This is a genomic window from Mycolicibacterium novocastrense (genome assembly GCF_001499835.1).
In the GTDB taxonomy this organism is placed as follows: domain Bacteria; phylum Actinomycetota; class Actinomycetes; order Mycobacteriales; family Mycobacteriaceae; genus Mycobacterium; species Mycobacterium novocastrense.
In genome coordinates this window covers 76,246-100,499 of record NZ_LQIH01000034.1, presented here as the reverse complement: position 1 = coordinate 100,499, position 24,254 = coordinate 76,246, and the positions used below count along the sequence as shown (strand labels likewise).

Below are 24,254 nucleotides of genomic sequence, written 5' to 3'. Positions count from 1 at the left end.
GGCTTCGCCGCTAGTCGGCGATGCCCCAGACCAGACAGAATGTGTGTCCCGCCGGGTCGCGGAACACCCGGAACTTCGAGTCCTCCTCGGCGTCGGACACCCGGGTGGCGCCGAGCTCGAGGACTTCGTGTTCAGCGGCATCGGGGTCGTCCACCGCAATGTCGAGGTGGAATTGTTGCGAACCGCGCGGATCCGGAAAGCGCGGCGGCTCGTGTTCCGGCGAGAACTGGAACGCCAGCCGTCGGCCCTGCGGGTCGGTGAGCACCACCCAGGACTCGTCCTGCTTTTCGATCTGTCCGCCGAGGACGCCCGCGTAGAACGTGGCCAGCCGCATCGGCTCCCGGCAGTCGACGACGGTGGATCGCAACGTGCCAATCATGATCGTCGGGTTGCCGGTATTCAGGCGGTGCAAACGACGGTGTGGCACCATCTGCGCATGAAACCCGAGGACGACCCGGAAGCGCGTATCCGGCAGCTGGAGCAACCGCTGGCCGACTACGGCGCCGTCGAATTGGGCACGTCGCAACCGCCCACCAACGACTACCCGACGTCGGCGCTGCCCCCGCCGGTCTACGGTCCCCCGCACCAGCCGCCCTACCCCGCTCAGTCGCCCTACAGCGCGCCGCCGTTCGGCGTCTCCTTTCCGCCGGGGCCGACGAAGAGCGGCGCGCCGTTCGGGTTGATCTTCGGGCTGATCGGGGTCGTCGTGGTGGTCATCGTCGCCGGCATCGGCGCGCTCGTGTGGACGCTGTCGTCGGCGACCGAGGAGATCCCCGGCCGCCCGGGGATCTCGATCGCGACCGGGGACGACCCCCGCGGCGGCAGCGTGACGATCGGGCCGTCACGCGGGGCGCCGACGCAGCTGCCCGACGACGAGCCGCCGAAGGTCGCCGTCGCACCGGCCGGCGGGCACTACAGCGTGTCCGGGGTCGACGAGAACGAGACGATCGAGTGCAACGGCAGCAACATCTCCGTCAGCGGCGTCGACAACACCGTGACGCTGCTCGGCCACTGCCTGAGCGTGACGGTTTCGGGGGTCGAAAATCAGGTCACCATCGACAGCGTCGACCAGATCGGCGCGTCTGGGTTCGACAACCAGGTGATCTACCACTCCGGCGATCCCGAGGTGAACGCCACCTCGAGGAACACCGTCACCCGAGGTTAGTTGCGCCACTGCAGGATTCGCTCGGCCAGCTCGGGGCCGCAGTCCTCCTGCACGAAGTGGCTGCCGTTGATGCGGGCATGCGGTTGACCGGCTGCACCGGGAATGTGTTCGATCAACGGGCGATCGGCACGGCCGAGGATCGGGTCCTTGGCGCCGAAGACGCACAGAAACGGTTTCTCCCAGCGCCCCAACGCTTCCCACGCCGCGCGGTTGGCCGGTAACGCCGGGTCGTCCGGCTCTGTCGGCACCAGCGCGGGGAACGCCCGGGCACCGGCCTGAAATCGCTTGGCGGGGAACGGCGCGTCGTATCCGGCCCGGATGCGCGCGGGTACGTCGGTGACCGTGCCGAATGCGACGATGCGTCCGGCAGGCAGCACCGGCGAATGCCGCGCGAACGCTCGCCAAACTCGGAACGGTAGGTTGGCCGGCGTCTGTCCTGCCGGCAGGAAGCCGTTGGCCACGACGATGCGCGCGATGCGCTCGTCCTGCTCGGCGGCGATGCGCAGCCCGATCAGCGAACCCCAGTCCTGGACGAAGATCGTGGTGTCGCGCAGGTCCAGCGCCGAGAACCACGACGTCACCCATTCGACGTGACGCAGATACGTGTAATCCTCGATGCGACTGGGCTTATCGGAGCGCCCGAACCCGATCAGGTCGGGTGCCAGCACCCGGCATCCACCGGCGACCAGTGGCGGAATCATGGTGCGGTACAGGTAACTCCACGTCGGTTCGCCGTGCAGCAGGACGACGACCGGCCCTTCGCGTGGGCCTTCGTCGACGTAGTGCATGCGCAGCGGTTCGGTGTCGGTCGCGGTGACGTCGACGTAGTGCGGCGCGAAGGGATAGCCCGCGAGGTTGGCGAAGCGGTCGTCGGGCGTGCGCAGAACGTCCATGGGTGCTCCTATCCGCTCCCTGGAGCTTAGAACCTGTCCCCCGATCGGTGGACGCGTGATTCCTCCGGTTCACCCGCCGATCGGTCGACATACATCGGTGCCGCGGTGCAGCACTGTTGGGTCATCGCCGGAGCACCGGCGCAGACCCGGACTCGACGAGGAGATCCCGACATGAACGCCACCACCACCCGCCGCATCGCCCAGCTTTTCGCCCTGCCGGTCGTGGCAGCCGCAATCCTGGCCGGGGCCTTCGTCCTTGCCGGCGCCGCCAACGCCGAAACCCACTCACCGACTCCCGCACCGCGGCCGGGCATCGTCGCAACGCCGACCGTGACCGCGCACCCGACTCCCGGCAGCCCCCACACCCACGGCATCCCCCATCTGCAGCAGGTCCAGCCTGGCTACCATCCCTGACTCCGCAGCCACTCATCACAGAGGCCCTCCAGGTCGCCCTTCCCTGGAGGGCCTCGATCATGGGCGGGAGCCGCGAGCGACCGGGCGCGACGGGTCCGAACTCCATTGCGACCATGAACCGGGAAACAGCGCGGCATTCACTCCCGCCGCCGCCAGGCCCGCGATCGTCACCGCCGCGGTGACGCCCGACCCGCAGTAGACCGCCACCTCGCCGTCGCCCACATCCCCCAACGCCCGGGCCAACTCGTCGTCGTCCAGCAGGGCCCCGTCCTGGGTCAGCAGGCGGGTGCTCGGCACGTTGAGCGCACCGGGAATGTGGCCGGCGACCGGATCGACCGGTTCCACGTCGCCGCGGAACCGTTCGGGCGCCCGCGCGTCGAGCACCAACCGGCCCGGTTCGAGTAGCGCGTCGGCGGTGACGGTCGGGCGTGCCCCGTCGTACAGGTCGTCGTGGGCGACGGTGACGTTCCCGGGTGCGGGTTCGACGATGCCGGATTCCAGCTGGCGGCCAACCGCCGTCCACGCCGCGAGCCCGCCGTCGAGGATGCGGACGTCGTCGATGCCTGCCGCGGTCAGCACCCACCAGGCTCGCGCGGACCCGGCGCGGTTCCAATCGTCGTACACGACGACCGGCGTCCCGGCTCGCACGCCCCACCGGCGGGCGGCGGCTTCGAGCGCGGATCCGGACGGCAACGGGTGCCGTCCGCGGCCTTCGACGGTGTGGTCGCTCAACTCGTCCTCGAGCGACACGTACACCGCGCCCGGCAGGTGTCCTTGTTCGTAGGCGGCACGGCCGTCGGGCTGCCCGAGCTGCCACCGCACGTCGAGCAGCGTCAGCGGTTCACCCGCGTCCAGTCGCCGCGCCACCTCCGCGGCCGAGATCCACACCGTGTCGCGTGCGCTCATACCTCAGACGGTAGCGGCGACCGGTGGGCCGATCTCCTCGGCCAACGTCTCGACGACGCGGGACAGTTCGTCGACCAACCAGCTGTCGCTGCGACGCCGGTACACCTCGAGCAGCGAGCGGTAATACCACAGATGCTCGTGCGGGTCGTCGGTGTTGAAGCGCTGCCACACCTTCGGGCCGAAGCGGCGCAGGTCGCGCAGGATCGCCCTCGCATTGTCCAGCTTGTCGGCCATCGACACGCGAATTGTGCTGTCGGAAGCGGTGTTCAGGTGCTCGATGTACGCCTGCTTGCGCTCGCGCCACGGCGGTTTGGGCGTCAGGACCGTGTCGCTGCACTCCTCGACGATGGCGGCGACCTCGTGCCCGAAACGTTCTTCGATCTGTGTGAGCGTCACGTCTCCGCCCTGATCCTCGGCGGCGTCGTGCAGCAGCGCGGCGATGGCCTCGGTCTCGGTGCCGTCGGCTTCGATCACCAGGCCCGCCACCGACAGCAGGTGCCCGACGTAGGGCACCTGGCTGGCCTTGCGGGTCTGGGTGCGGTGCAGTTCGGCGGCGAATCCCAGCGCCTCTTGGAATTTCGGGCCAAGGCGCGGTGATGTCGTCTCGCTCACTTCGCGCTCCTTCCTCAGGCCGTCGGTGGCGGCGGATCCAGCATCACGGCGCGGTCGCCGTTCCAGCGGTACCGCGCGCTGTGGATGGCCGCGGGCTCGCAGGCATTGCACTCACCCGGCACCCTGTAATTGAGCACGACCATGTCGTCGCTGCTGGCCGCGCTGTCCAGTGACGTGAAGCCGTACGCCTTGGAGGTGCCGGTTCCCAGATACTCGCCGCGATGGAACAGCAGCGCCTGCACGGGCGAGCTTCCGGTGCCGCCCTCGGTGGTCACCAGGATGGTCGACAGTTCCGCGCACGGGTCGTAGTTGCTGTCGACGGGGGTGCTGTCCCACTTGGCGCCGGTGAGCGGCTCGAACGGCAGCCGCGCGAACGCCAGGCGCAGCGCGGCGGCCTGGTCCGGGCCGCACGATGGCTGGGCGTTGGCGACCGGCGTCGCGACCAACGGGATACAGGCGGCCATGGTCATCATCGCGGCCATCGAACGAATCATCGAATGTTGGCTTCCCTGGCTTCTTCGCTTGCAAACGTCCACCGCCACCGTAAACCCCGCGCCGCGTCGGACCGACCTCCTATCGTTGGCTGCGATGGCGCTTCACATCCATCGGGCAGAACGCACCGATCTTCTCGCCGACGGGCTCGGCGCCCTGCTTTCCGACCCCCTACCTGACCCGTTCGCCGAGGAACTGGTCATCGTCCCGGCCAAGGGTGTCGAGCGCTGGTTGAGCCAGCGGCTGAGTCACGCGCTCGGGCGTGGCGCGGGCGCCGACGGCGTCTGCGCCGGCATCGCCTTTCGCAATCCCCGCTCTCTGATCGCCGAGCTGACCGGCACCGAGCGGGACGACCCGTGGTCGCCCGACGCGATGGTGTGGCCACTGATGGAGGTCATCGACGCCACCTGCGCCGAGGACTGGTGCACGCCGCTGGCCACTCATCTCGGCCACTTCGAAACCGGTGAGGAGAGGGAACTGCGGCAGGGCCGGCGCTACGCCGTCGCCCGCAGGCTGGCCGGGTTGTTCGCCTCCTACGCGCGCCAACGCCCGCAGCTGCTGGTCGACTGGGAGAACGGCGCCGACGGCGACATCCCGGCCGATCTCGCCTGGCAGCCGCCGCTGTGGCGCGCGCTCATCGAGCGCATCGACACCGACACGCCACACATCCGCCACGCCAAAACCGTTGTGAGACTGAGGGAGTCACCGACAGATCTGCCCGAGCGGCTGTCGCTGTTCGGGCACACCCGGCTGCCCAGCACCGAGATCGAACTGCTCGAGGCGCTGTCGACCCACCACGAGCTGCACCTGTGGCTGCCGCATCCCAGCGACGATCTCTGGCAGCAACTCAGGGGAACGCGCGGGCAGATTCCCCGGCGCGAAGACACCAGCCACCGCCGAGTCGGCCATCCCCTGCTCGCCACCCTCGGGCGCGATCTTCGCGAACTGCAGCGCGCATTGCCCGACGATGCGCACACCGACGGCTACCTCGGCGGCCGCGAGCACCCGAACACGCTTCTCGGGTGGCTGCAATCCGACATCGGCCTCAACACCATCCGGCGAGAAGGCCGCAGGCACACCGCCACCGACCGTTCGGTGCAGGTGCACAGCTGCCACGGGTCGGCCCGCCAGATCGATGTGCTGCGCGAAGTACTGCTCGGACTGCTCGCCGATGACCAGACGCTCGAACCGCGCGACATCCTCGTCATGTGCCCGGACATCGAAACCTACGCACCGCTGATCGTGGCCGGATTCGGGCTCGGCGACATGATCAAGGGGGTGCATCCCGCGCACCAGCTCCGGGTCCGTCTCGCCGACCGGTCCCTCGTCCAGACCAATCCTCTGCTCGGGGTCGCGTCCCAGCTGCTGGCATTGGCCGGCGGGCGGGCCACCTCGAGCGAGGTGCTCAACCTCGCGCAGGCCGCAGCGGTCCGCGCCCGCTTCGGCTTCACCGACGACAACCTCGAGGACATCACCCGCTGGGTTCGGCAGGCCAACATCCGCTGGGGCTTCGACACCGAGCACCGCAAACCCTACGGTGTCGACTTCATCCAGAACACATGGCGTTTCGGCATCGACCGCGTACTGGCGGGGGTGGCCATGTCCGACGACTCCCACGCCTGGCTCGACACCACACTGCCCCTGGACGACGTGAGCAGCAACCGGGTCGACCTGGCCGGCCGGCTCGCCGAGTACATCGACCGCCTGCGATGCGTCGTTCAATCCCTCACCGGCACAAAGCCGCTCGCGGACTGGCTACAGTCGTTGACCGACGGCATCGCCTTGCTCACCCGGGTGAGCGACGACGATGCGTGGCAGACAGCGCAACTCGAGCGCGAGTTCGCCGACGTGCTCGCCACCGCGGACACCCGGACCCACACCCCGATGCGGCTCTCCGACGTCCGCGCGCTGCTCGACCGCCATCTTGCCGGCCGGCCGACCCGCGCCAACTTCCGCACCGGCACCCTGACGGTGTGCACGATGGTGCCGATGCGGTCGGTGCCCCACCGGGTCGTGTGCCTGGTCGGGCTCGACGACGGGGTGTTCCCCCGGTTGGGCGTGGTCGACGGCGACGACGCGCTGGCCCGTGAACCGATGACCGGCGAACGCGATATCCGTTCCGAGGACCGGCAATTGCTGCTCGACGCGATCGGCGCTGCCACCGAGACGCTGGTGATCACCTACACCGGCGCCAACGAGTACTCCGGTCAGGACCGACCGCCCGCCGTTCCGCTCGCCGAACTGCTCGACACCCTGGATCGCACCACCGAGCGCCCGGTCCGCGACGCGATCGTGGTGAAACATCCCCTGCAGCCGTTCGACACCCGCAACGTCATCCCCGGCGAGCTGATCCCGGACGTGCCGTTCACGTTCGACTCCACGGTCAAACGCGTGGCACTCACCCGGGCGGCCGAACGCGCGCAACGGCCGGCATTCGTCTCGGGACCGCTGCCCGCACCCTCACCCGACGACGTCGTACTCGCCGACCTCGCCGGGTTCTTCCGCGATCCCGTCAAGGGGTTCTTCCGTGCGCTGGACTACACATTGCCGTGGGAGGTCGACGGGGTCGAGGACGCGATGCCAGTCGACATCGATGCGCTCGAGGAGTGGACGGTCGGCGATCGCGTGCTGCGAGACATGTTGAGCGGCATGGATCCCAACCAGGCCCGCCAGGCCGAATGGCGGCGTGGCACGCTGCCTCCCGGTCACCTCGGATGGCGTCGTGCGAACGAGATCTGCGAGCAGGCCTCGCTCATCTCCGAGGCCGCGCGGCCCTTCCGCGGCGCCGACGCGACCGCGATCGACATCGACGTCGAGATCGGCGGGGGCCGCCGGGTCACCGGCACCGTCACGCCGGTCTACGGTGAGCGGCTGGTCTCGGTCACCTACTCCAAGCTCGACGGCCGCCATCTGCTGGCGCCGTGGATTCTGTTGCTGGCGTTGCTGGCTCACGAACCCGGCCGCGAGTGGAAGGCGGTCAGCATCGGGCGGGCCGCGCGCGGCACCACGCCGCGGGTCGAGTCGATGGGTAGGCCGGCCGAGCATGCGCGCGAGCTGCTCGCCGATCTCGTGGCGATGTACGACCAAGGCCGTCGTGAACCGCTTCCGCTGCCGGTGAAGACGTCCTATGCGTGGGCAGAGGCCGTACACGGCCACGGCGACCCCGAACAGCGGGCCGGCTACAAGTGGCGGTCCGGTCGGTATCCCGGCGAGGAGGCCGAACCCGCCTACCAACTGGCATTCGGCAAGAACACCTGGTTGCAGCACCTCGTCGAACGCGGCCTCGACACGTACGCCGGTCGGTTGTGGCTGCCGATGCTGCGGGCACTGGAGACCTGATGCAACCCTTCGATCTGTTGGGTGAGCTACCCGCCGAACGCTCCACCACAGTGCTGGAAGCCAGTGCGGGAACCGGTAAGACGTTCGCGTTGGCCGGGTTGGTCACGCGCTACCTCGCCGAGGGTGTCGCGACGCTCGACCAGATGCTGCTGATCACGTTCAGCCGCGCGGCCAGCCAGGAACTGCGAGACCGGGTCAGGCGTCACATCGTGGACGCCGTACAGGCTTTCGCCGATCCGTCGAGCGTCGACACCAATGAGATCATCGAGCATCTCCTCGGGGGCACCCCGGACCAACTGGCCGAACGCGAGACCCGCCTGCGCGACGCGCTGGCCGCGTTCGACGCCGCGACCATCGCCACCACACACCAGTTCTGCCAACTGGTACTCAAATCGCTGGGCGTCGCGGGTGACAGCGACTCCCGCGTCACTCTGGTCGAGAGCCTCGAGGAGCTCGTCACCGAGATCGTGGACGACCTCTACCTGCACCACTTCGGCCGCGAACGCGACAATCCGCTGTTGACCTATGCCGATGCGCTGCGGCTGGCCAAGCAGGTCGTCGAGCATCCCGCGACCGAGCTGAGACCGAAAGACCCCCAACCGGACTCGCGCGCCGAGGTGTGCGTCCGGTTCGCCAGAGACGTTCTCGACGAGCTGGAGATCCGCAAGCGACGCAAGGGGATTCTCGGATACGACGATCTGCTGAGCAGATTGGCCGAGGCGCTGGAGGCCGACGACTCCCCCGCGCAGCTGCGCATGCACCAGCGCTGGCCGATCGTGATGGTCGACGAGTTCCAGGACACCGACCCGGTGCAGTGGCGGGTGATCGACCGCGCGTTCACCCGACGTTCGACGCTGATCCTGATCGGCGACCCCAAGCAGGCGATCTACGCGTTCCGCGGCGGCGATATCGTCACCTACCTGAGCGCGGCCTCCAAGGCCGACGTTCAGAAAACCTTGGCCACCAACTGGCGCAGCGACGAGGCGCTGGTCAACCGGCTGCAGGCGGTGCTGCGCGGCGCACAACTGGGTCACGAGAAGATCGTCGTGCACGACGTCGCCGCCAAGCACGAAGGCTCACGACTGGCCGGCGCGCCGTGCGATGAGCCGTTCCGGTTGCGGGTCGTGCGCCGAAACGCGTTCGGCCGCAGCGGAACCAGCGTCTTGCCGATCGATCAACTGCGCACCCACATCCCCAAGGATCTGGCGAGTGACATCGGCGCCCTGATCAATTCGAATGCGACGTTCGACGGTCGTCGCCTCGACGCGGGTGACATCGCGGTCATCGTCGAGAACCACCGCGACGCGCGGGTCTGCTACCGGGCGCTGTGCGACGCCGGCATCCCCGCGGTGTACACCGGCGACTCCGACATCTTCAATTCCGACGCCGCCGAGGACTGGTTGGCGCTGCTCGAGGCGTTCGACCAACCGCACCGGCACGGCGTGGTGCGCGCGGCGGCCGCGACCATGTTCTTCGGCGAGACCGCCGAGACACTCGTCACGGGCGGCGACCAGCTGACCGACCGCATCGCAGAAACGCTGCGGGAGTGGGCGGGCCACGCCCGCGAGCGCGGGGTCGCGGCGACCTTCGAGGCCGCGCAACTCGCCGGCATGGGCGACCGGGTGTTGTCGTGGCGCAACGGTGAGCGGCAGATGACCGACCTGGCCCACATGACCCAGCTGCTGCAGGAGGCCGCCCACCGCGAACACTTCACGCTGCCCGCGCTGCGGGACTGGCTGCGGGCCCAGCGCGACGAGCGCAGCGGCGCCGCTGAGCGATTCCGTCGCCTCGACAACGACGCCGCCGCGGTTCAGGTGATGACGGTGTTCGTCGCCAAAGGCCTGCAGTTCCCGGTGGTCTATCTGCCGTTCGCATTCAACCGTCACGTGTTCGAGCCCGAGCTGGTGCTCTACCACGAAGGCGAGACGCGGTGCCTGCACATCGGCGGCAACGACAGCCCCGACTTCCACGCGGTGTCCAAGGTGGGCCGCGAGGAGGACGCCAGCGACGACAGCCGGCTGATGTATGTCGCGATGACGCGGGCCCAGTCGCAGCTGGTCGCCTGGTGGGCGCCTTCCCGCGACGAGCCGAACGGCGGGCTGTCACGGCTGCTGCGCGGCCGGCGGCCCGGCGAATCGATGGTCCCGGATGTCGTTGTCCCCGGCAAGGTCTCCGACGACGACGCGATGGCGCGCTTCAAGGAGTGGGAGGCCGTCGGCGGTCCGGTGATCGAGGAGTCGATACCGCGAGCGAGGCGCGCACGTCCGGAGCCCCCGAGCCCCGCCGAGGTGGACGCCCGCCACTTCCACCGTTCCATCGACACGGCGTGGCGCCGGACGTCCTACAGCGGGTTGATCCGCGCCGTCGAGGCGACACCGGTCAGCAGCGAACCCGAAGTGGCCGAACTCGACGACGAGGCCGCCGAGATCCCGTTGACGGCCGAGGCCGTCGGCGCCGACGTGCCCTCACCGATGGCCGAACTGCCTACCGGTGCGAAGTTCGGCTCACTGGTGCACGCGGTGCTCGAAACCGCGGATCCGTTCGCCCCCGACCTCCTCGCGGAACTTCGGGCTCGGATCCGTGAGCACTCCGCGTGGTGGCCGGTCGACGTCGACGCCGGTGAGCTGGCGGCGGCGATGGTGCCGATGCACGACACACCGCTCGGGCCGCTGGCCGGAGGCGCGACGCTTCGCCGGATCGGGTTGGGCGACCGGATGCGGGAGATGGACTTCGAATTCCCGTTGGCCGGTGGTGATCTGCGCACCACCGCGCCCGACATCCGGCTCGCCCACGTCGGTGAACTGGTGCGCGCGCACCTGCCCGCCGACGACCCGCTGGCGTCGTACGCGGAGCGGCTGACCGGAGCGGGCCTGGGGCCGCAGCCGCTCAAGGGTTACCTGTCGGGTTCGGTGGACGCGGTGCTGCGAATCGGCGACCGCTACCTCGTCGTCGACTACAAGACGAACTGGCTCGGCGACCCCAATCGCCCCCTCACCGCGGCGGACTACTCCCGGCCGCGGCTGGCCGAGGCGATGCTGCACTCCGACTATCCGCTGCAGGCGCTGCTGTACAGCGTTGTGCTGCATCGGTTCTTACGGTGGCGGCTGGCCGGTTACACGCCCGAACGGCATCTGGGCGGTGTGCTGTATCTGTTCCTGCGCGGGATGTGCGGGCCGGACACACCCATCGAAGACGGCCATCCCGCCGGCGTGTTCAGCTGGCACCCGCCGACGGCGCTGATCACCGCGCTGTCGGATCTGCTCGACGCCGGCAGGGCCGCAGCATGACCGGCGTGGAGTGGCGGCGGGCGATCAGCGCCACGGGACTGCTGCGCACCTTCACCGATGCGGAAGTTCTCGAAGCATCGGATGTACATGTCGCACAACGGCTCTGCGATCTCGTCCAGGCGCCCGACGAGCCTGTCGCGCTCGCGATCGCGCTCGTCGTGCGCGCGCTGCGCAACGGTTCGGTATGCCTGAACCTGCGGACCGTCGAACAGCAGGTCGGCCTCGACGGGCTGCCGTGGCCCGCCGTCGACGATTGGTTCGCCGCCATCGCCGCGCACCCGCTGACCGGCCGGCCACCGGCGCTGCACGTCGACGGCGATCTGCTGTACCTCGACCGGTACTGGCTCGAAGAGCAGCAGGTGCGCGACGACATCCTGTCGATGACCGCCGCCAGGCCGACCCAGCCGATGCCGGACCTGGACAGGCTCTTCCCGCCGGGCTTCGAGGAGCAGCGCGCCGCCGCCGAACTGGCGCTGTCGCAGGGTCTGACGGTGCTCACCGGCGGTCCGGGCACGGGCAAGACCACAACGGTGGCGCGTCTGCTCGCGCTCCTCACGAGCGGAACACGGTTGCGGATCGCGCTGGCGGCGCCGACCGGCAAGGCGGCGGCGCGGCTGCAGGAGGCCGTGCAACTGGAGGTCGACAAACTCGAGACGGCCGACCGCGAGGCGTTGTCCGGACTGCACGCCACGACGTTGCACCGCCTGCTCGGCAGCCGCCCGGACACGTCGGCGCGGTTCCGGCACAACCGCGCCAACAGGTTGCCGCACGATGTGATCGTCGTCGACGAGACATCGATGGTGTCGTTGACGATGATGGCGCGACTGCTGGAGGCGGTGCGGCCGGAGGCCCGGCTCATCCTGGTCGGCGACCCGGACCAGTTGGCATCGGTGGAGGCGGGTGCGGTTCTTGCCGACCTGGTCGACGGGCTGGGCGAGGGCCGCATCGCGGAGTTGAAGACGTCGCACCGGTTCGGCGAGTCGATCGGGCGGCTGGCCGGCGCGATTCGCGCCGGTGACGAGGACACCGTCATCGACGTGTTGCGTTCCGGCGGTGAGCACATCGAATGGGTGGACACCGAGGCGCCGTCCGAGCGTCTTCGTAAAGTGTTGGTGCCAAACGCGATTGCGCTGCGTACGGCGGCGGTTCTCGGTGACGCCGATGCGGCGCTGGGCATCTTGGCCGAACATCGGTTGCTGTGCGCGCATCGCCGCGGCCCGTTCGGAGTGCGGTATTGGAACCACCAGGTGGAGCGGTGGCTGTCGGAGTTGACCGGCGAGCCGATGTGGTCGACGTGGTACGCGGGGCGACCGGTGTTGGTGACCGCGAACGACTACGGGCTCAACCTCTACAACGGCGATACGGGTGTCACGGTGCTTCGCGACGGGGTGCTCCGCACGGTCATCGCCGGCACGGAGCGGCTGGAGTTCGCGACCAGCCGGCTCGCCGAGGTCGACACGATGCATGCGATGACGATTCACAAATCGCAGGGCAGCCAGGCCGACGAGGTCACGGTGCTGCTGCCGCCGGAGGATTCCCGGCTGCTCAGCCGCGAGTTGTTCTACACCGCGGTGACCAGGGCCAAGAAGAGGATCCGGGTCGTCGGCCCGCAGGCCTCGGTGCGGGCCGCCGTACAGCGCCGCGCCGTGCGCGCATCGGGCCTGGCGCGCCGCCTGCGCAGCTGACCCTCATTACTTTGTAGCGCGAACGTGGGTTACCCGCACGCTTTCCGGCGCCGGAACGTGCGGGTAACCCACGTTCGGCGAGGGTCTGATGTTTAGCCTCACCGGAGTACAGGGCACTCCTTCCCGGCGATTGTGGCGTTGCACACACACCGGGTGGACGGAGCCGGCAATGAGCACGGAAAACCAGGTCACACCGACCGACGTCGACAAGGCACTGCTCGGCAGCGCGACCTACCGAAGCCTGGGCGAACAGAAGCTCTCGCCGCGAGAGGAACGGTTCGAGAAAGGCCGCCGCACGGTCGGCCTGTTCCTCGCCCCACTGCTCACCGTCGTCTTCCTCGTCCTGCCGCTCGACATCCCGCGCGAACAACAGGTGCTCGGCGCGGTCCTGCTCGGCGTGATCGCGCTGTGGATCAGCGAGGCGGTGCCCATTCCGATCGGCGGCCTGCTCGGCGTCGCGGTCGCGGTGTTCCTCGGAGTCGCACCGGTCGACGATGTGCTGGGCCCGTTCGGCTCCTCGACCATCTTCACGTTCATCGGGGCGTTCATTCTGGCCCAGGCGATGCTCAAACACGGTGTGGCGCGGCGCTTCGCGTTCCGCATCCTGGCGTTGCCGCGGGCCGGCCGCTCGACCACCGGTGTCATCATCGCGTTCGGCGCCATCACCTGCCTGCTGTCGGCGTTCGTTTCGAACACCGCGACGGTGGCGATGCTGCTGCCGACCGCGATCGGCATCCTGTCGGTCATCGCCAAACTGCTGCAGCAGCGCGGCGACGTCGAACCCGACTTCGACCCACAACGGTTGCGGGTGGGCGCCGCCCTCATGCTGATGCTCGCCTACGGCGCCAGCGTCGGTGGCCTGCTCACCCCCGTCGGCAGCCCGCCGAACCTGATCGGGCGCGGGCTGATCGAAGAGGCCACCGGCGAGCGGATCAGCTTCGGCCAGTGGATGGCGATGGCCATCCCGATCTGCTTCGTGATGTTCCTGCTGCTGGCGCTGATCCTGCTGCGGCTCAACAAACCCGAGATCAAGCGCATCGACGGCGTGGCCGATTACGTCGCCAGCGAGCGCGAGAAGCTGGGCTCGCTGTCGCGGGCCGAGAAGAACACGCTGATCGCATTCGGCATCACGGTGACGCTGTGGATCCTGCCCGGTGTGGTCGCCGTGATCACCGGAACCGAGTCCACCACCTACGAATTCGTCAGCGACCGCCTCGACGAGGGCGTGGTCGCGGTGTTCGGCGCGTCGCTGCTGTTCCTGCTGCCCACCGACTGGCAGGAGCGCGAGTTCACCCTGCGCTGGAAGGACGCCGCCGAAATCGACTGGGGCACAATCATCCTCTTCGGTACGGGCATCATCTTCGGGTCGCTGATCTCATCGACGGGGCTGGCCGAGACCATCGGCACCTCCGTCAACGACGCGCTCGGCCTGACAAGCGGCGTCGCGATCACCATCTTCGCGGTGGTGCTGGCGATCATCGTCTCCGAGACGACCTCCAACACCGCCTCGGCCGCGGTGGTGGTGCCGATCATCATCCCGGTCGCGCTGGCCGCGGGCGTCAATCCGTTCGTGCCCGCGCTGGCGGCGACGTTCGCGGCATCGTTCGGCTTCATGCTGCCGGTGTCCACACCGCAGAACGCGATCGTCTACGGTTCGGGCGTCGTGCCGATCACGAAGATGATCCGCTCGGGCATCACATTCGACATCGCGGGCGCTATCCTGATCATCATTCTGTTGCCGTTGATGATCAGCCTCCTGGGATTGGGGACATGACCGAGTCTGATGCTCTTCGTGCAAGCGGCTCATCGTCCATCGCCGTCATTCCCGGTGACGGGATCGGTACCGAGGTGATCGCGTCGGCGCGCGCGGTGCTCGACGCCGTGGCACGCAAGCACGCAATCACCTTGTCCTACACCGAGTTCGACTGGTCGTGTCAACGCTACGCGGACGAGGGCGCGATGATGCCCGACGACGGAATCGAGACGCTGCGCGGGTTCGATGCCATCCTGCTGGGCGCAGTCGGGTGGCCCGGTGTACCCGATCATGTGTCACTGTGGGGGCTGCTCATCCCGATCCGCCGCGCGTTCCGCCAGTACGTGAACATGCGGCCGATCCGGGTGTTCGACGGTGTCGAAAGCCCGCTGCGGACGGCGCACGACGTCGACTTCGTCGTGGTGCGCGAGAACGTCGAAGGCGAGTACAGCGAGATCGGCGGACGGCTCAACCGGGGCTTTCCCGATGAAATGGCCGTGCAGGAATCGGTTTTCACGCGCAACGGCGTCGGCCGCATCGCCGATTTCGCGTTCGAGCTCGCCCGCACCCGCCGCGGTTACGTCACGTCGGCGACCAAGTCCAACGGCATCGTGCACACGTTGCCGTTCTGGGACGAGGTGGTCGCCGAACGGGCGTCGCACTACCCGGACGTGCGGCTCGACAGCGAGCACATCGACGCGCTGGCCGCCAAGTTCGTGCTGCAGCCGCAGCGATTCGACGTCGTGGTCGGCTCGAACCTGTTCGGCGACATCCTCAGCGACCTCGCGGCAGCGGTGGCGGGCTCGATCGGGATAGCCCCCTCGGCCAACCTCGACCCCACCAAGCAGTACCCCTCGATGTTCGAGCCTGTACACGGTTCGGCCCCCGACATCGCCGGACAGGGCATCGCCAACCCGATCGGCGCGGTGTGGTCGGCGGCGCTGATGCTCGAGCACCTCGGATACGCGGCGGCCGCCGGCGAGGTGCTGGCCGCCGTCGAGTCGACGCTGGCCGCACCGGAGACCCGGACCGGGGACCTGGGCGGGCGGGCGTCGACCGCCGAAGTGACCGACGCGCTCGTCACACGGCTGCAGTAACCGGCCCAGCAAACTCCCGCTATCCGCGGATACACCGCTGCGACGCCCCCGAAATTCGTGCATTGGGGGGTATCCGGGCGGTTCGCCTGACGGCGTCGCCGCCGCCGAGAGTACGGTTGTTGCACCGAAATCCGTGATATACGTGCAACAACCGTACTTTCGGCGCACCACCAAGCAAGGTTCGCCTGACGGCGTCGTCAGTTTCACGTACGGTGGGGCCGTGGCCGAATTCGACCGCAGCCGCGTCGTCGCGGCGAGCCCGACGCAGATCTGGGATGTACTCGCCGATTTCGGCGCCATCGCGACATGGCTCGACGTCGACCACTCCTGCATCCTGACGCGGGGGCCCGACGGCGGCTTGGTCGGAACCGCGCGGCGCGTGCAGATCGGGCGCAACACCCTGGTCGAAACCGTCACAGAATGCGATCCGCAGTACGTCCTGGCCTACGAGATCGAGGGCCTGCCGAAATTCTTGGGCACGGTCAGCAACCGCTGGAAGCTCGAACCGACCAGCGGCGGCGAGACCGTCGTGACGATCACCAGCACCGTACGCAAGGGCCGCGGCAGAACGCAGCAACTCGTCGAACGGTTGGCCACCCGGGCGTTGGCCCGCGGATCCGACACCATGCTCGCCGCGCTGGCGAAGCGATTGGAGAACACCACATGACAGATCGGCCCGACATCATCATCGTGATGACCGACGAGGAGCGCGCGGTGCCGCCCTACGAGGCGCCGAACGTCCTGGCTTGGCGCCGAGACACGCTCGCCGGCCGCGCCTGGTTCGACCAGCACGGCGTGAGCTTTCAACGGCACTACACGGGGTCGCTTGCCTGCGTGCCCAGCCGCCCGACGATCTTCACCGGCCAGTACCCCGACCTGCACGGCGTCACCCAGACCGACGGCATCGGCAAGGTCCACGACGACTCCCGGATGCGCTGGCTGCGCCCGAACGAGGTACCGACGCTGGGTAATTGGTTCCGCGCGGCCGGCTACGACACGCACTACGACGGCAAGTGGCACATCTCGCATGCCGATCTGACCGACCCCTCCACCGGTGAGCCGTTGGCCACCAACGACGCCGACGGCGTCGTCGACCCGAAGGCGGTACAGCGCTACCTCGACGCCGATCCGCTTGAGCCGTACGGGTTTTCGGGCTGGGTCGGCCCGGAACCGCACGGCGCGCCACTGGCCAACGCGGGAATCCGGCGCGATCCGCTGATCGCTGACCGGGTGGTGGCGTGGCTCAGAGACCGCTACGACCGGCGTCGCGCCGGAGATGTCGACGCCATGCGGCCGTTCCTCCTGGTGGCCAGCTTCGTCAACCCGCACGACATCGTGCTGTTCCCGGCGTGGCAGCGGCGCAGCCCCGTGCGCCCGTCGCCGCTGGACCCGCCGCCGGTCCCGCCCGCGCCGACGGCCGACGAGGATTTGTCGAGCAAGCCCGCCGCACAGATCGCCTACCGGGAGGCCTACTACTCCGGCTATGGACCGGCGCCGGCCATCGATCGCACCTACACCCGCCAGGCCCAGCGATACCGGGACCTGTACTACCGGCTGCACGCCGAGGTCGACGCCCCGATCGATCGTGTGCGACGCGCGGTCACCGAGGACGGCTCGCAGAACGCGGTGCTGGTCCGCACCTCGGACCACGGCGATCTGCTCGGCGCCCACGGCGGCCTGCACCAGAAGTGGTTCAACCTGTACGACGAGGCAACGCGGGTGCCGTTCGTGGTGGCGCGGATCGGTGAGCAGGCCACGAAGGCGCGGACGGTGACGGCGCCGACGTCGCACGTGGACATCGTCCCGACGTTGTTGGGCGCGGCCGGTGTCGACGTCGAGGCGGCGGCGGCGAAACTGGCCGAGACCTTCTCCGAGGTGCACGACCTGCCCGGCCGCGATCTGATGCCGGTGGTCGACGGCGACCCGGTGGACGAATCGCGAGCGGTGTATCTGATGACGCGCGACAACGTGCTCGAGGGCGACACCGGCGCGTCAGGTATGGCCCGCAAACTGAAGATGTCAACGAAACCCCCTGCGCCCCTGCGGATCCGGGTACCGGCGCACGTCGCATCGAACTTCGAGGGGCTGGTTGTGCGCGTCGATCAGGCCGGCGGCCAGGGGCATCTGTGGAAGCTGGTGCGGACATTCGATGATCCAGCGACGTGGACGGAGCCGGGAGTGCGTCACCTCGCGGCCAACGGTCTGGGCGGTGAGGCCTATCGGACGTCCCCGCTCGACGACCAGTGGGAGCTGTACGACCTGACCGACGACCCGGCCGAGGCCCGTAACCGGTGGACGGATCCGGATCTGCACGACCTGCGTCAGCACCTGCGCATGCAGCTCAAACAATCCCGCGCGGGGTCGGTACCCGAGCGCAACCACCCGTGGCCGTACTCACCGCGCCGCTCCCGAAAGTAAATCCGCGTTCGACCGTCAGGCGAACTTTTGCTCCGAAGCGGTTTCGGGGGCATCGTGGCTCGTCGCCGTCAGAAAGCGATCCGGCAGCGCCAGCTTGTGGATCGTTCGAAGCGTCAGAAGATATTGGCGCACAAGCGATCCGCTGGTGTAGGGCAGGTCGTACTTCTCACACACCGCTCGGACCCGCACGGAGACCTGCGCAAGGCGGTTGCTCGGCAGGTCGGGAAACAGGTGATGTTCGATCTGGTAACACAGGTTGCCGGTCGAGAACGCCAGCAGCGGCCCCGCCTTGAAGTTCGCGGCGCCGAGCATCTGACGCAGGTACCAGTCCGCGCGGCTTTCCTCCGCGATGGCGTCGGCGGTGAACTTCTCGGCTCCGTCGGGGAAGTGTCCGCAGAAGATCACCACATAGGTCCACAGGTTGCGCACGAGGTTCGCCACCGCGTTCGCGGCCAGCGCACCACGCCAGCGTCGTCCACTCAGCGCCGGGAACAACACGTAGTCTTTGACGCCCTGGCGGGCGATCTTGCGGAGCAGCTTCCTTCTCTCGCGGGTCACCCGCGCGGCGTCCCCCGCCGCGCGGTCGCGTTCGGAATGAACGCCGTGCAGCGCGATACCCCACTCGAAGATGGTTGCCAACAACAGGTTTCGTAAGGGCTGCAGCAGATGGACCGGTTGCCACGGCTCATCGCGGGTGATCCGCATGATGCCGAAGCCGAGGTCGTCATCCACACCCACCACATTGCTGAACATGTGGTGGCGGTAGTTGTGCGAGTACCTCCATTGCGCCGAGACGGCGACCATGTCCCATTCCCATGTGGTGGAATGGATTTCAGGATCGTTCATCCAGTCCCACTGGCCGTGGCTGACGTTGTGGCCGATCTCCATGTTCTCGACGCACTTGGCGAACGCCAGCGCGGCCGTCCCGACCCACCAGGTGGTACGGGACCGACTGGTGCCGATGAGCACTCGGGCGAAAACCTCGAGCGCCCGCTGGAACTTGATGGTCCGGCGGATATAGGCCGCGTCACGTTCCCCGAGCGACTCTTCGACGTCGCTGCGAATGGCGTCCAACTCGGCACCGAGGGCTTCGATGTCCGCCTCGGTCAAATGGGTGTACGCACCGACGTCGGTGATTGCCAAAAGGTGTCCTGGTCGTTCGGGTGGTCGGACGGGCTCGTACATGAACCCGGCGTGATTGCGGACCACCGGCCGAAATCGACGGAGACGACGCAGTGCGTCGGCGTTGCAGCCAGTCTAGAGAACTCGCCGCGGGGTGTCGACGCCGCTGGTCAGCGGTTCCACCGAGCGACACCAGTTGGCCGCAACCTCGGGCCTGATTTCTTTCCCCGTAAACGAAATGTGGGCCGGTGGGAATTCCCACCAGCCCACAGTCGTCGTGCAAGCTAGACGGCGGTCACGCCGATTGCCTGAGGTCCTTTGGCGCCCTGTTCGACCTCGAACTGAACGCGTTGGTTCTCCTCCAACGACCGGTATCCATTTCCCTGGATCTCCGAGAAATGGACGAAAACGTCCTTCTCGCCGCTGTCGGGAGCGATGAAGCCGAAGCCCTTATCGCCGTTGAACCACTTCACAGTTCCCTGTGCCATACTTTTCAACTTCTCTCATTCTGAACGGATGTAGGAAAACACCCGCGACGAGGCTATCACGCCGCAGGTCATCCAAATTCCGCGAGCAGGCCCCCCTCTTTTCGCGCGAGTGCCCGTGTTTGCACGCGGCACGCCGCAAAATTTCGCCCTTATGCGGACGCTCGCCGCGGCCGAGCGTCCCCCCAGCGGTGGTTCTGATCGCGCTGAACCTAACCGGTGACTGCGCCGCGCACGATGGGCAGCATTTCGGGGTGACTCGTGTGATCCGCTTCAACGCCTTCGACATGAACTGCGTCGCCCACCAGTCCCCCGGGCTCTGGAAGCACCCCGACGACCAGTCGTGGCGCTACAAGGACCTGGAGTACTGGACCGAGTTGGCCAAGCTGCTCGAACGGGGCCGCTTCGACGGGCTGTTCATCGCCGACGTGCTAGGGACCTACGACGTCTACGGCGCCGACGATGAGGCCGCCATAAGGCAGGCCGCGCAGATCCCGGTCAACGACCCGATGCTGCTCGTGTCCGCGATGGCGCTGGTGACCCAGCACCTCGGCTTCGGCATCACGACCGGCACCGGCTTCGAGCACCCCTATCCGTTCGCCCGCCGCATGTCGACCCTCGACCACCTCACCAAGGGCCGCATCGGCTGGAACGTCGTCACGGGCTACCTCCCGGCGGCCGCCCGCAACATAGGCCAGACCGACCAGCCCGCCCACGACGCCCGCTACGACCACGCCGACGAGTACCTCGAAGTGCTCTACAAGCTGTGGGAAGGGTCCTGGGAGGACGACGCGGTCGTTCGCGACACCGAACGCGGGGTGTTCACCGAACCGCACAAGGTGCACCACATCGGCCATCAGGGAACGCATTTCAGCGTTCCGGGTGTGCACCTGTCGGAACCGTCACCGCAACGCACCCCGGTGATCTACCAGGCCGGCTCGTCGCCGCGCGGTGTGCGGTTCGCCGCCGAGAACGCCGAGGCGATCTTCACCGCCTCACCGACGAAAGAGCTTCTGCGCCAAACGGTGAGCACCACCCGCCAGGAACTCGAGATCGCCGGCCGCGACCCGTACAGCGTGAAGATCTTCAACCTGTCGACGATCGTCACCGCCGCCACCGACGAGGAGGCCCACGCCAGACATGCCGAGTACCTGTCCTACGGCGACCCGGAGGGCGCGCTGACGTTCATGTCCGGGTGGATGGGCGTCGACCTGGCGCGCTACGGCCTCAACGAACCGGTCGGCAACGTCGACTCCAACGCGATCCTGTCGGCCGTCGCGGCGTTCCAGTCCGCCGACCCCGACGGGCGCGAGTGGGCCATCCGCGACATCGCCGAATGGGGAAAGATCGGCGGCATGGGCCCGCGCTTCGTGGGTTCCGGTGCGCGCGTGGCGGATACGTTACAGGAGTGGGTCGAGGAGACCGACGTCGACGGGTTCAACCTCGCGTACGCCATCACCCCCGGTTGGTTCGCCGAGTTCGTCGATCATGTGGTGCCGGTACTCACCGAGCGGGGCGCATACCAGTCGTCGTACACGCCGGGTACGTTGCGGCACAAGCTGCTCGGCAACGGAGACCGGTTGCCGGAGGACCATCGCGGCTCCCGCTATCGTGTCGGCGGCCCGCTGTCGACGATCATCGACCGGCCGTCCACGGTGCCGTCGTCTTCGGCATCGGTGGCGTCCCAGCCGACCCGCGGACGTTGAGGAGTAGCACGTGACTATGCAATTGCACTGGTTCCTACCCACTTACGGCGACAGCCGGCTGATCGTCGGGGGCGGCCACGGTATGCCCGCCGGCGCGGCGCACGGCGATCGCGACGCGTCGATCGACTACCTGGGCTCGATCGTGCGGGCCGCCGAGTCGTTCGGTTTCACCGGCGCGCTCATCCCGACGGGCGCGTGGTGCGAGGACGCGTTCATCACCGCGTCGCTGCTGGCCCGCGAGACGACGTCGTTGGCGTTCCTGGTCGCGTTCCGGCCCGGCCTGGTCAGCCCGACGCTGTCGGCGCAGATGGCCGCGACGTTCGCGCGGCATGCACCCGGCCGCATCCTGCTCAACGTGGTGGTCGGCGGTGAGGCGCACGAACAGCGCTCGTTCGGCGACTATCTCGACAAGGACGGCCGCTACCAGCGCTGCGACGAGTTCCTCGAAGTGGTCCGCCGTCTGTGGGCCGGCGAGACCGTCTCACTGCAGGGCGAGCACATCCGTGTCGAGGAGGCGGCGCTGCCGACGCTGCCGAATCCCGTGCCTCCGTTGTACTTCGGCGGGAGCTCGGCGGCCGCGGGGCCGGTCGCGGCGCGGCACGCCGACGTGTATCTGACGTGGGGCGAACCGCCGTCGGCGGTGCGCGAGAAGATCGAGTGGATCCGCGGGCTGGCCGCCAAGGAGGACCGGCAGGTGCGGTTCGGTATCCGGTTGCACACCATCTCGCGGGACAGCTCCGACGAGGCGTGGGCGCAGGCCGACCGGCTGGTCGCGGCGCTCGACGAGGAGACGGTGCGCAACGCGCAGAAAGGGTTGCACCGCAGCGACTCCGAGGGGCAGAAGCGGATGCTGGCCCTGCACGAGGAGCACCGGCGCAACGGCAGTTGGAGCGACGCGCGCTCGCTGGAGATCGCGCCGAACCTGTGGGCGGGCGTCGGCCTGGTCCGCGGCGGCGCGGGCACCGCACTGGTCGGCAGTCACGTCGACGTCGCCGACCGCATCGCCGAATACGCCGACATCGGCATCGACGAATTCATCTTCTCCGGCTACCCGCACCTCGAGGAGTTGTACTGGTTCGGTGAGGGCGTGGTGCCCATCCTGCGCGAGCGCGGGCTGTACAAGGGCACGGCGACGACGGCCGCCCCGGCGTCGATCCCGTTCGTGAGCGGTTCGCGATGACCCCCATCGCGTCGCCGGACGAAGCGCTCGAGGTCGCGGCGAAACTGGCCGCCGAATTCGATGCCCAGGCCTCCGCGTGCGACGCCGACCGGCGATTGCCACACGATCAGGTGCAGGCGCTCAAGGAGTCCGGGCTGCTGGCGTTGACGGTGCCGACCGACTACGGCGGCATCGCGGCGCCCGCGACGGTGCTGGCCGAGGTGTTTCGCCGGATCGCCCACGCCGACCCCTCGCTGGCCCAGATTCCCCACTCGCACTTCGTGTTTCTCGAGGCGCTGCGGTTACAGGGCAGCTATACGCAGAAGTCGTACTTCTACGACCGGGTGCGCAACGGGGCCCTGCTGGCAAATGCTCAGTCCGAGCGCGGCCCGCACACCGTCGACGTCGACACGACCACGTTGGCGCGCCAGCCATCGGGCGACTATGTGTTGTCGGGGCGCAAGTTCTACTCAACGGGCGCGCTGTTCGCCGACTGGGTGCTGGTGCGGGCGTCGCTGGCCGACGGTTCTGAGGTGCCGACGGCGCAGACGCCGAAGGCAGTGGCGTTCGTCGCGCGCGACGCCGAGGGGTTGTCGGTGGTCGACGACTGGGACGGCATGGGTCAGCGCACGACGGCGTCGGGCACGGTGACGCTCGACAACGTCGCGGTGCCCGTCGAACACGTGGTGCCGTTCTCGCCGATCTTCGCGCGGCCGTCCGTGTACGGTGCCCGAGCTCAGTTGCTGCACAGCGCGATCGACGTCGGCATCGCGACCGGGGCACTCGCGGCCGGTGTGCGCCAGGCCGAACGGGCGAGGCCACACTTCGAGGCCGGCGTGGCCGCCGCGGTCGACGACCCAACACTGATCACCGTCGCGGGAGAGTTGGCCGTGACGGTGCGGGCGGCGCAGGCGCTCCTGGTCGAGGCGGCACGAGCGGTCGACCACGCCGAGGCCCATCTGTCCGACGAGACGGCGGCCGAGGCGTCGATCGCCGTCGCGGCGGCGAAGGTCGCCGCGGTGCGTGCGTCGCTGGAGGCCTCGAACGTGTTGTTCGAATTGGGCGGAACCAGAAGCGCTTCGGCGTCGGTCAACCTGTCGCGATACTGGCGCGACGCCCGAACTCATACATTGCACGACCCGACGCGGTGGAAGATCCAGCACATCGGCCGCTACACCCTGACGGGCACACCCCCGCCGCGCCACGGCCAGATCTAATTCCGGCGCGAGCGACCGTGTTTGCCCCTCGACACGCCGCGCATTGTTGGCATTTCACGGTCGCTCGCGGACCGATGAGCCCTACTCCGCGGAGTAGTCGAAGCTCAGCCAGCGCTTCGGGCGCATCCGGATGACGACCGACGTCGGCGTCAGGTTCTGGTCGGCGAACGCGTTGCCTTCCTTCTCTCCGAGGTACCGAATCGCGAGCTCCCGAACGTCCGCGTCCTCGGCGGGATCGATCGCGGTGACGTCGCCCTCCGCCGTCACATACCGGTACGGCGGCGCCTCGTCCTGCGCGGTGATCGAGAACCGGCCCGCCTCCTTGATGAGACGGTGCTTGAGCGACGACGCCTCCGTCCACAGCAGCACGTCGCCGCCCGGTTTGTAGCCGTACCAGATCGGCACGCTCAGCGGCGCCCGGTCGCGCCGCTCGACGGCGATCACCCCCACATGGACGTCGGACAGGAACTTCTCACGCTCATCGGTGGTCATGTTGCCCATGAC

The 24,254-nt window shown here is 68.3% G+C and carries 20 protein-coding genes; 12 read left to right on the top strand and 8 right to left on the bottom strand.

Going from position 1 to position 24,254, the window contains the following annotated elements; all coding sequences use genetic code 11:
• Positions 1-10: 10 nt before the first annotated feature.
• On the bottom strand, positions 11-367 hold the full coding sequence (locus AU072_RS20270; RefSeq protein ID WP_407937617.1) for a VOC family protein: 357 nt from the start codon (positions 365-367) through the stop codon (positions 11-13).
• 69 nt (positions 368-436) lie between these two features.
• Here AU072_RS20270 and AU072_RS20265 point away from each other — a divergent pair, with 69 nt between their 5' ends.
• Positions 437-1,165: a DUF3060 domain-containing protein gene (locus AU072_RS20265; protein WP_064415451.1), complete on the top strand. Its 729-nt coding sequence runs from the start codon at positions 437-439 to the stop codon at positions 1,163-1,165.
• On the opposite strand, the gene AU072_RS20260 is transcribed toward AU072_RS20265, so the two are convergent.
• On the bottom strand, positions 1,162-2,058 hold the full coding sequence (locus AU072_RS20260; RefSeq protein WP_064415450.1) for a haloalkane dehalogenase: 897 nt from the start codon (positions 2,056-2,058) through the stop codon (positions 1,162-1,164). The two genes, AU072_RS20265 and AU072_RS20260, sit on opposite strands and share 4 nt — an antisense overlap.
• A 171-nt stretch (positions 2,059-2,229) precedes the next feature.
• Here AU072_RS20260 and AU072_RS20255 point away from each other — a divergent pair, with 171 nt between their 5' ends.
• Positions 2,230-2,472, top strand: coding sequence for a hypothetical protein (locus AU072_RS20255; RefSeq protein ID WP_064415449.1), 243 nt, complete (start codon positions 2,230-2,232; stop codon positions 2,470-2,472).
• A 57-nt stretch (positions 2,473-2,529) separates the two neighbouring features.
• Here the strand turns inward: AU072_RS20255 and AU072_RS20250 are convergent, their stop codons facing one another.
• Genes AU072_RS20250 through AU072_RS20240 form a run of 3 tightly spaced genes read right to left on the bottom strand, consistent with a single transcriptional unit; the run spans position 2,530 to position 4,472 of the window.
• A complete protein-coding gene (locus AU072_RS20250; protein ID WP_064415448.1) occupies positions 2,530-3,378 on the bottom strand; it encodes a sulfurtransferase in 849 nt (282 codons plus the stop codon).
• A gap of 3 nt (positions 3,379-3,381) precedes the next feature.
• Positions 3,382-3,990, bottom strand: a complete 609-nt coding sequence (locus AU072_RS20245) for an HD domain-containing protein (RefSeq protein ID WP_064415447.1) — start codon at positions 3,988-3,990, stop codon at positions 3,382-3,384.
• Between the two features lie 14 nt (positions 3,991-4,004).
• Entirely contained in the window at positions 4,005-4,472 is a 468-nt protein-coding gene (locus AU072_RS20240; RefSeq protein ID WP_064415446.1) for an LppP/LprE family lipoprotein, read from the bottom strand.
• Between the two features lie 106 nt (positions 4,473-4,578).
• Here AU072_RS20240 and recC point away from each other — a divergent pair, with 106 nt between their 5' ends.
• The 7 genes from recC (at position 4,579) to AU072_RS20205 (ending at position 18,061) form a co-directional block, all read left to right on the top strand.
• The gene (gene recC / locus AU072_RS20235) at positions 4,579-7,821 is read left to right on the top strand and encodes an exodeoxyribonuclease V subunit gamma (RefSeq protein ID WP_064415578.1); all 3,243 of its coding nucleotides are present in this window, start codon (positions 4,579-4,581) and stop codon (positions 7,819-7,821) included.
• Positions 7,821-11,108, top strand: a complete 3,288-nt coding sequence (gene recB / locus AU072_RS20230; protein WP_064415445.1) for an exodeoxyribonuclease V subunit beta — start codon at positions 7,821-7,823, stop codon at positions 11,106-11,108. The genes recC and recB overlap by 1 nt, the downstream gene beginning before the upstream one ends.
• Entirely contained in the window at positions 11,105-12,793 is a 1,689-nt protein-coding gene (gene recD, locus AU072_RS20225; RefSeq protein ID WP_064415444.1) for an exodeoxyribonuclease V subunit alpha, read from the top strand. The genes recB and recD overlap by 4 nt, the downstream gene beginning before the upstream one ends.
• 169 nt (positions 12,794-12,962) lie before the next feature.
• Entirely contained in the window at positions 12,963-14,567 is a 1,605-nt protein-coding gene (locus AU072_RS20220) for an SLC13 family permease (protein WP_064415443.1), read from the top strand.
• Positions 14,564-15,643, top strand: coding sequence for a tartrate dehydrogenase (locus tag AU072_RS20215; protein WP_064415442.1), 1,080 nt, complete (start codon positions 14,564-14,566; stop codon positions 15,641-15,643). Before AU072_RS20220 ends, AU072_RS20215 begins: the two co-directional genes overlap by 4 nt.
• Before the next feature lie 220 nt (positions 15,644-15,863).
• Positions 15,864-16,310 carry an SRPBCC family protein gene (locus AU072_RS20210; protein ID WP_064345967.1) on the top strand — a complete coding sequence of 149 codons (447 nt, stop codon included), beginning with the start codon at positions 15,864-15,866 and terminating at the stop codon, positions 16,308-16,310.
• Positions 16,307-18,061 (top strand): sulfatase-like hydrolase/transferase, encoded by a 1,755-nt coding sequence (locus AU072_RS20205; RefSeq protein ID WP_064415441.1) that lies wholly within the window; start codon positions 16,307-16,309, stop codon positions 18,059-18,061. The genes AU072_RS20210 and AU072_RS20205 overlap by 4 nt, the downstream gene beginning before the upstream one ends.
• Before the next feature lie 15 nt (positions 18,062-18,076).
• Here AU072_RS20205 and AU072_RS20200 read toward each other — a convergent pair whose 3' ends face one another.
• Both AU072_RS20200 and AU072_RS20195 read right to left on the bottom strand, forming a co-directional pair.
• Positions 18,077-19,204, bottom strand: coding sequence for a fatty acid desaturase family protein (locus AU072_RS20200; RefSeq protein WP_064415577.1), 1,128 nt, complete (start codon positions 19,202-19,204; stop codon positions 18,077-18,079).
• Between the two features lie 263 nt (positions 19,205-19,467).
• On the bottom strand, positions 19,468-19,671 hold the full coding sequence (locus AU072_RS20195; protein WP_064345510.1) for a cold-shock protein: 204 nt from the start codon (positions 19,669-19,671) through the stop codon (positions 19,468-19,470).
• A 251-nt stretch (positions 19,672-19,922) separates the two neighbouring features.
• On the opposite strand from AU072_RS20195, the gene AU072_RS20190 reads away from it, so the two are divergent.
• The 3 genes from AU072_RS20190 to AU072_RS20180 are packed head-to-tail and all read left to right on the top strand — an operon-like array spanning position 19,923 to position 23,750.
• The gene (locus AU072_RS20190) at positions 19,923-21,374 is read left to right on the top strand and encodes an LLM class flavin-dependent oxidoreductase (protein ID WP_064415576.1); all 1,452 of its coding nucleotides are present in this window, start codon (positions 19,923-19,925) and stop codon (positions 21,372-21,374) included.
• 10 nt (positions 21,375-21,384) lie between these two features.
• Complete coding sequence (locus AU072_RS20185; RefSeq protein ID WP_064415440.1) at positions 21,385-22,554, top strand: LLM class flavin-dependent oxidoreductase; 1,170 nt, start codon at positions 21,385-21,387, stop codon at positions 22,552-22,554.
• Positions 22,551-23,750, top strand: a complete 1,200-nt coding sequence (locus tag AU072_RS20180) for an SfnB family sulfur acquisition oxidoreductase (RefSeq protein WP_064415439.1) — start codon at positions 22,551-22,553, stop codon at positions 23,748-23,750. The genes AU072_RS20185 and AU072_RS20180 overlap by 4 nt, the downstream gene beginning before the upstream one ends.
• An 81-nt stretch (positions 23,751-23,831) precedes the next feature.
• Here the strand turns inward: AU072_RS20180 and AU072_RS20175 are convergent, their stop codons facing one another.
• Positions 23,832-24,251 (bottom strand): pyridoxamine 5'-phosphate oxidase family protein, encoded by a 420-nt coding sequence (locus AU072_RS20175; protein WP_174523733.1) that lies wholly within the window; start codon positions 24,249-24,251, stop codon positions 23,832-23,834.
• Positions 24,252-24,254 lie beyond the last annotated feature (3 nt).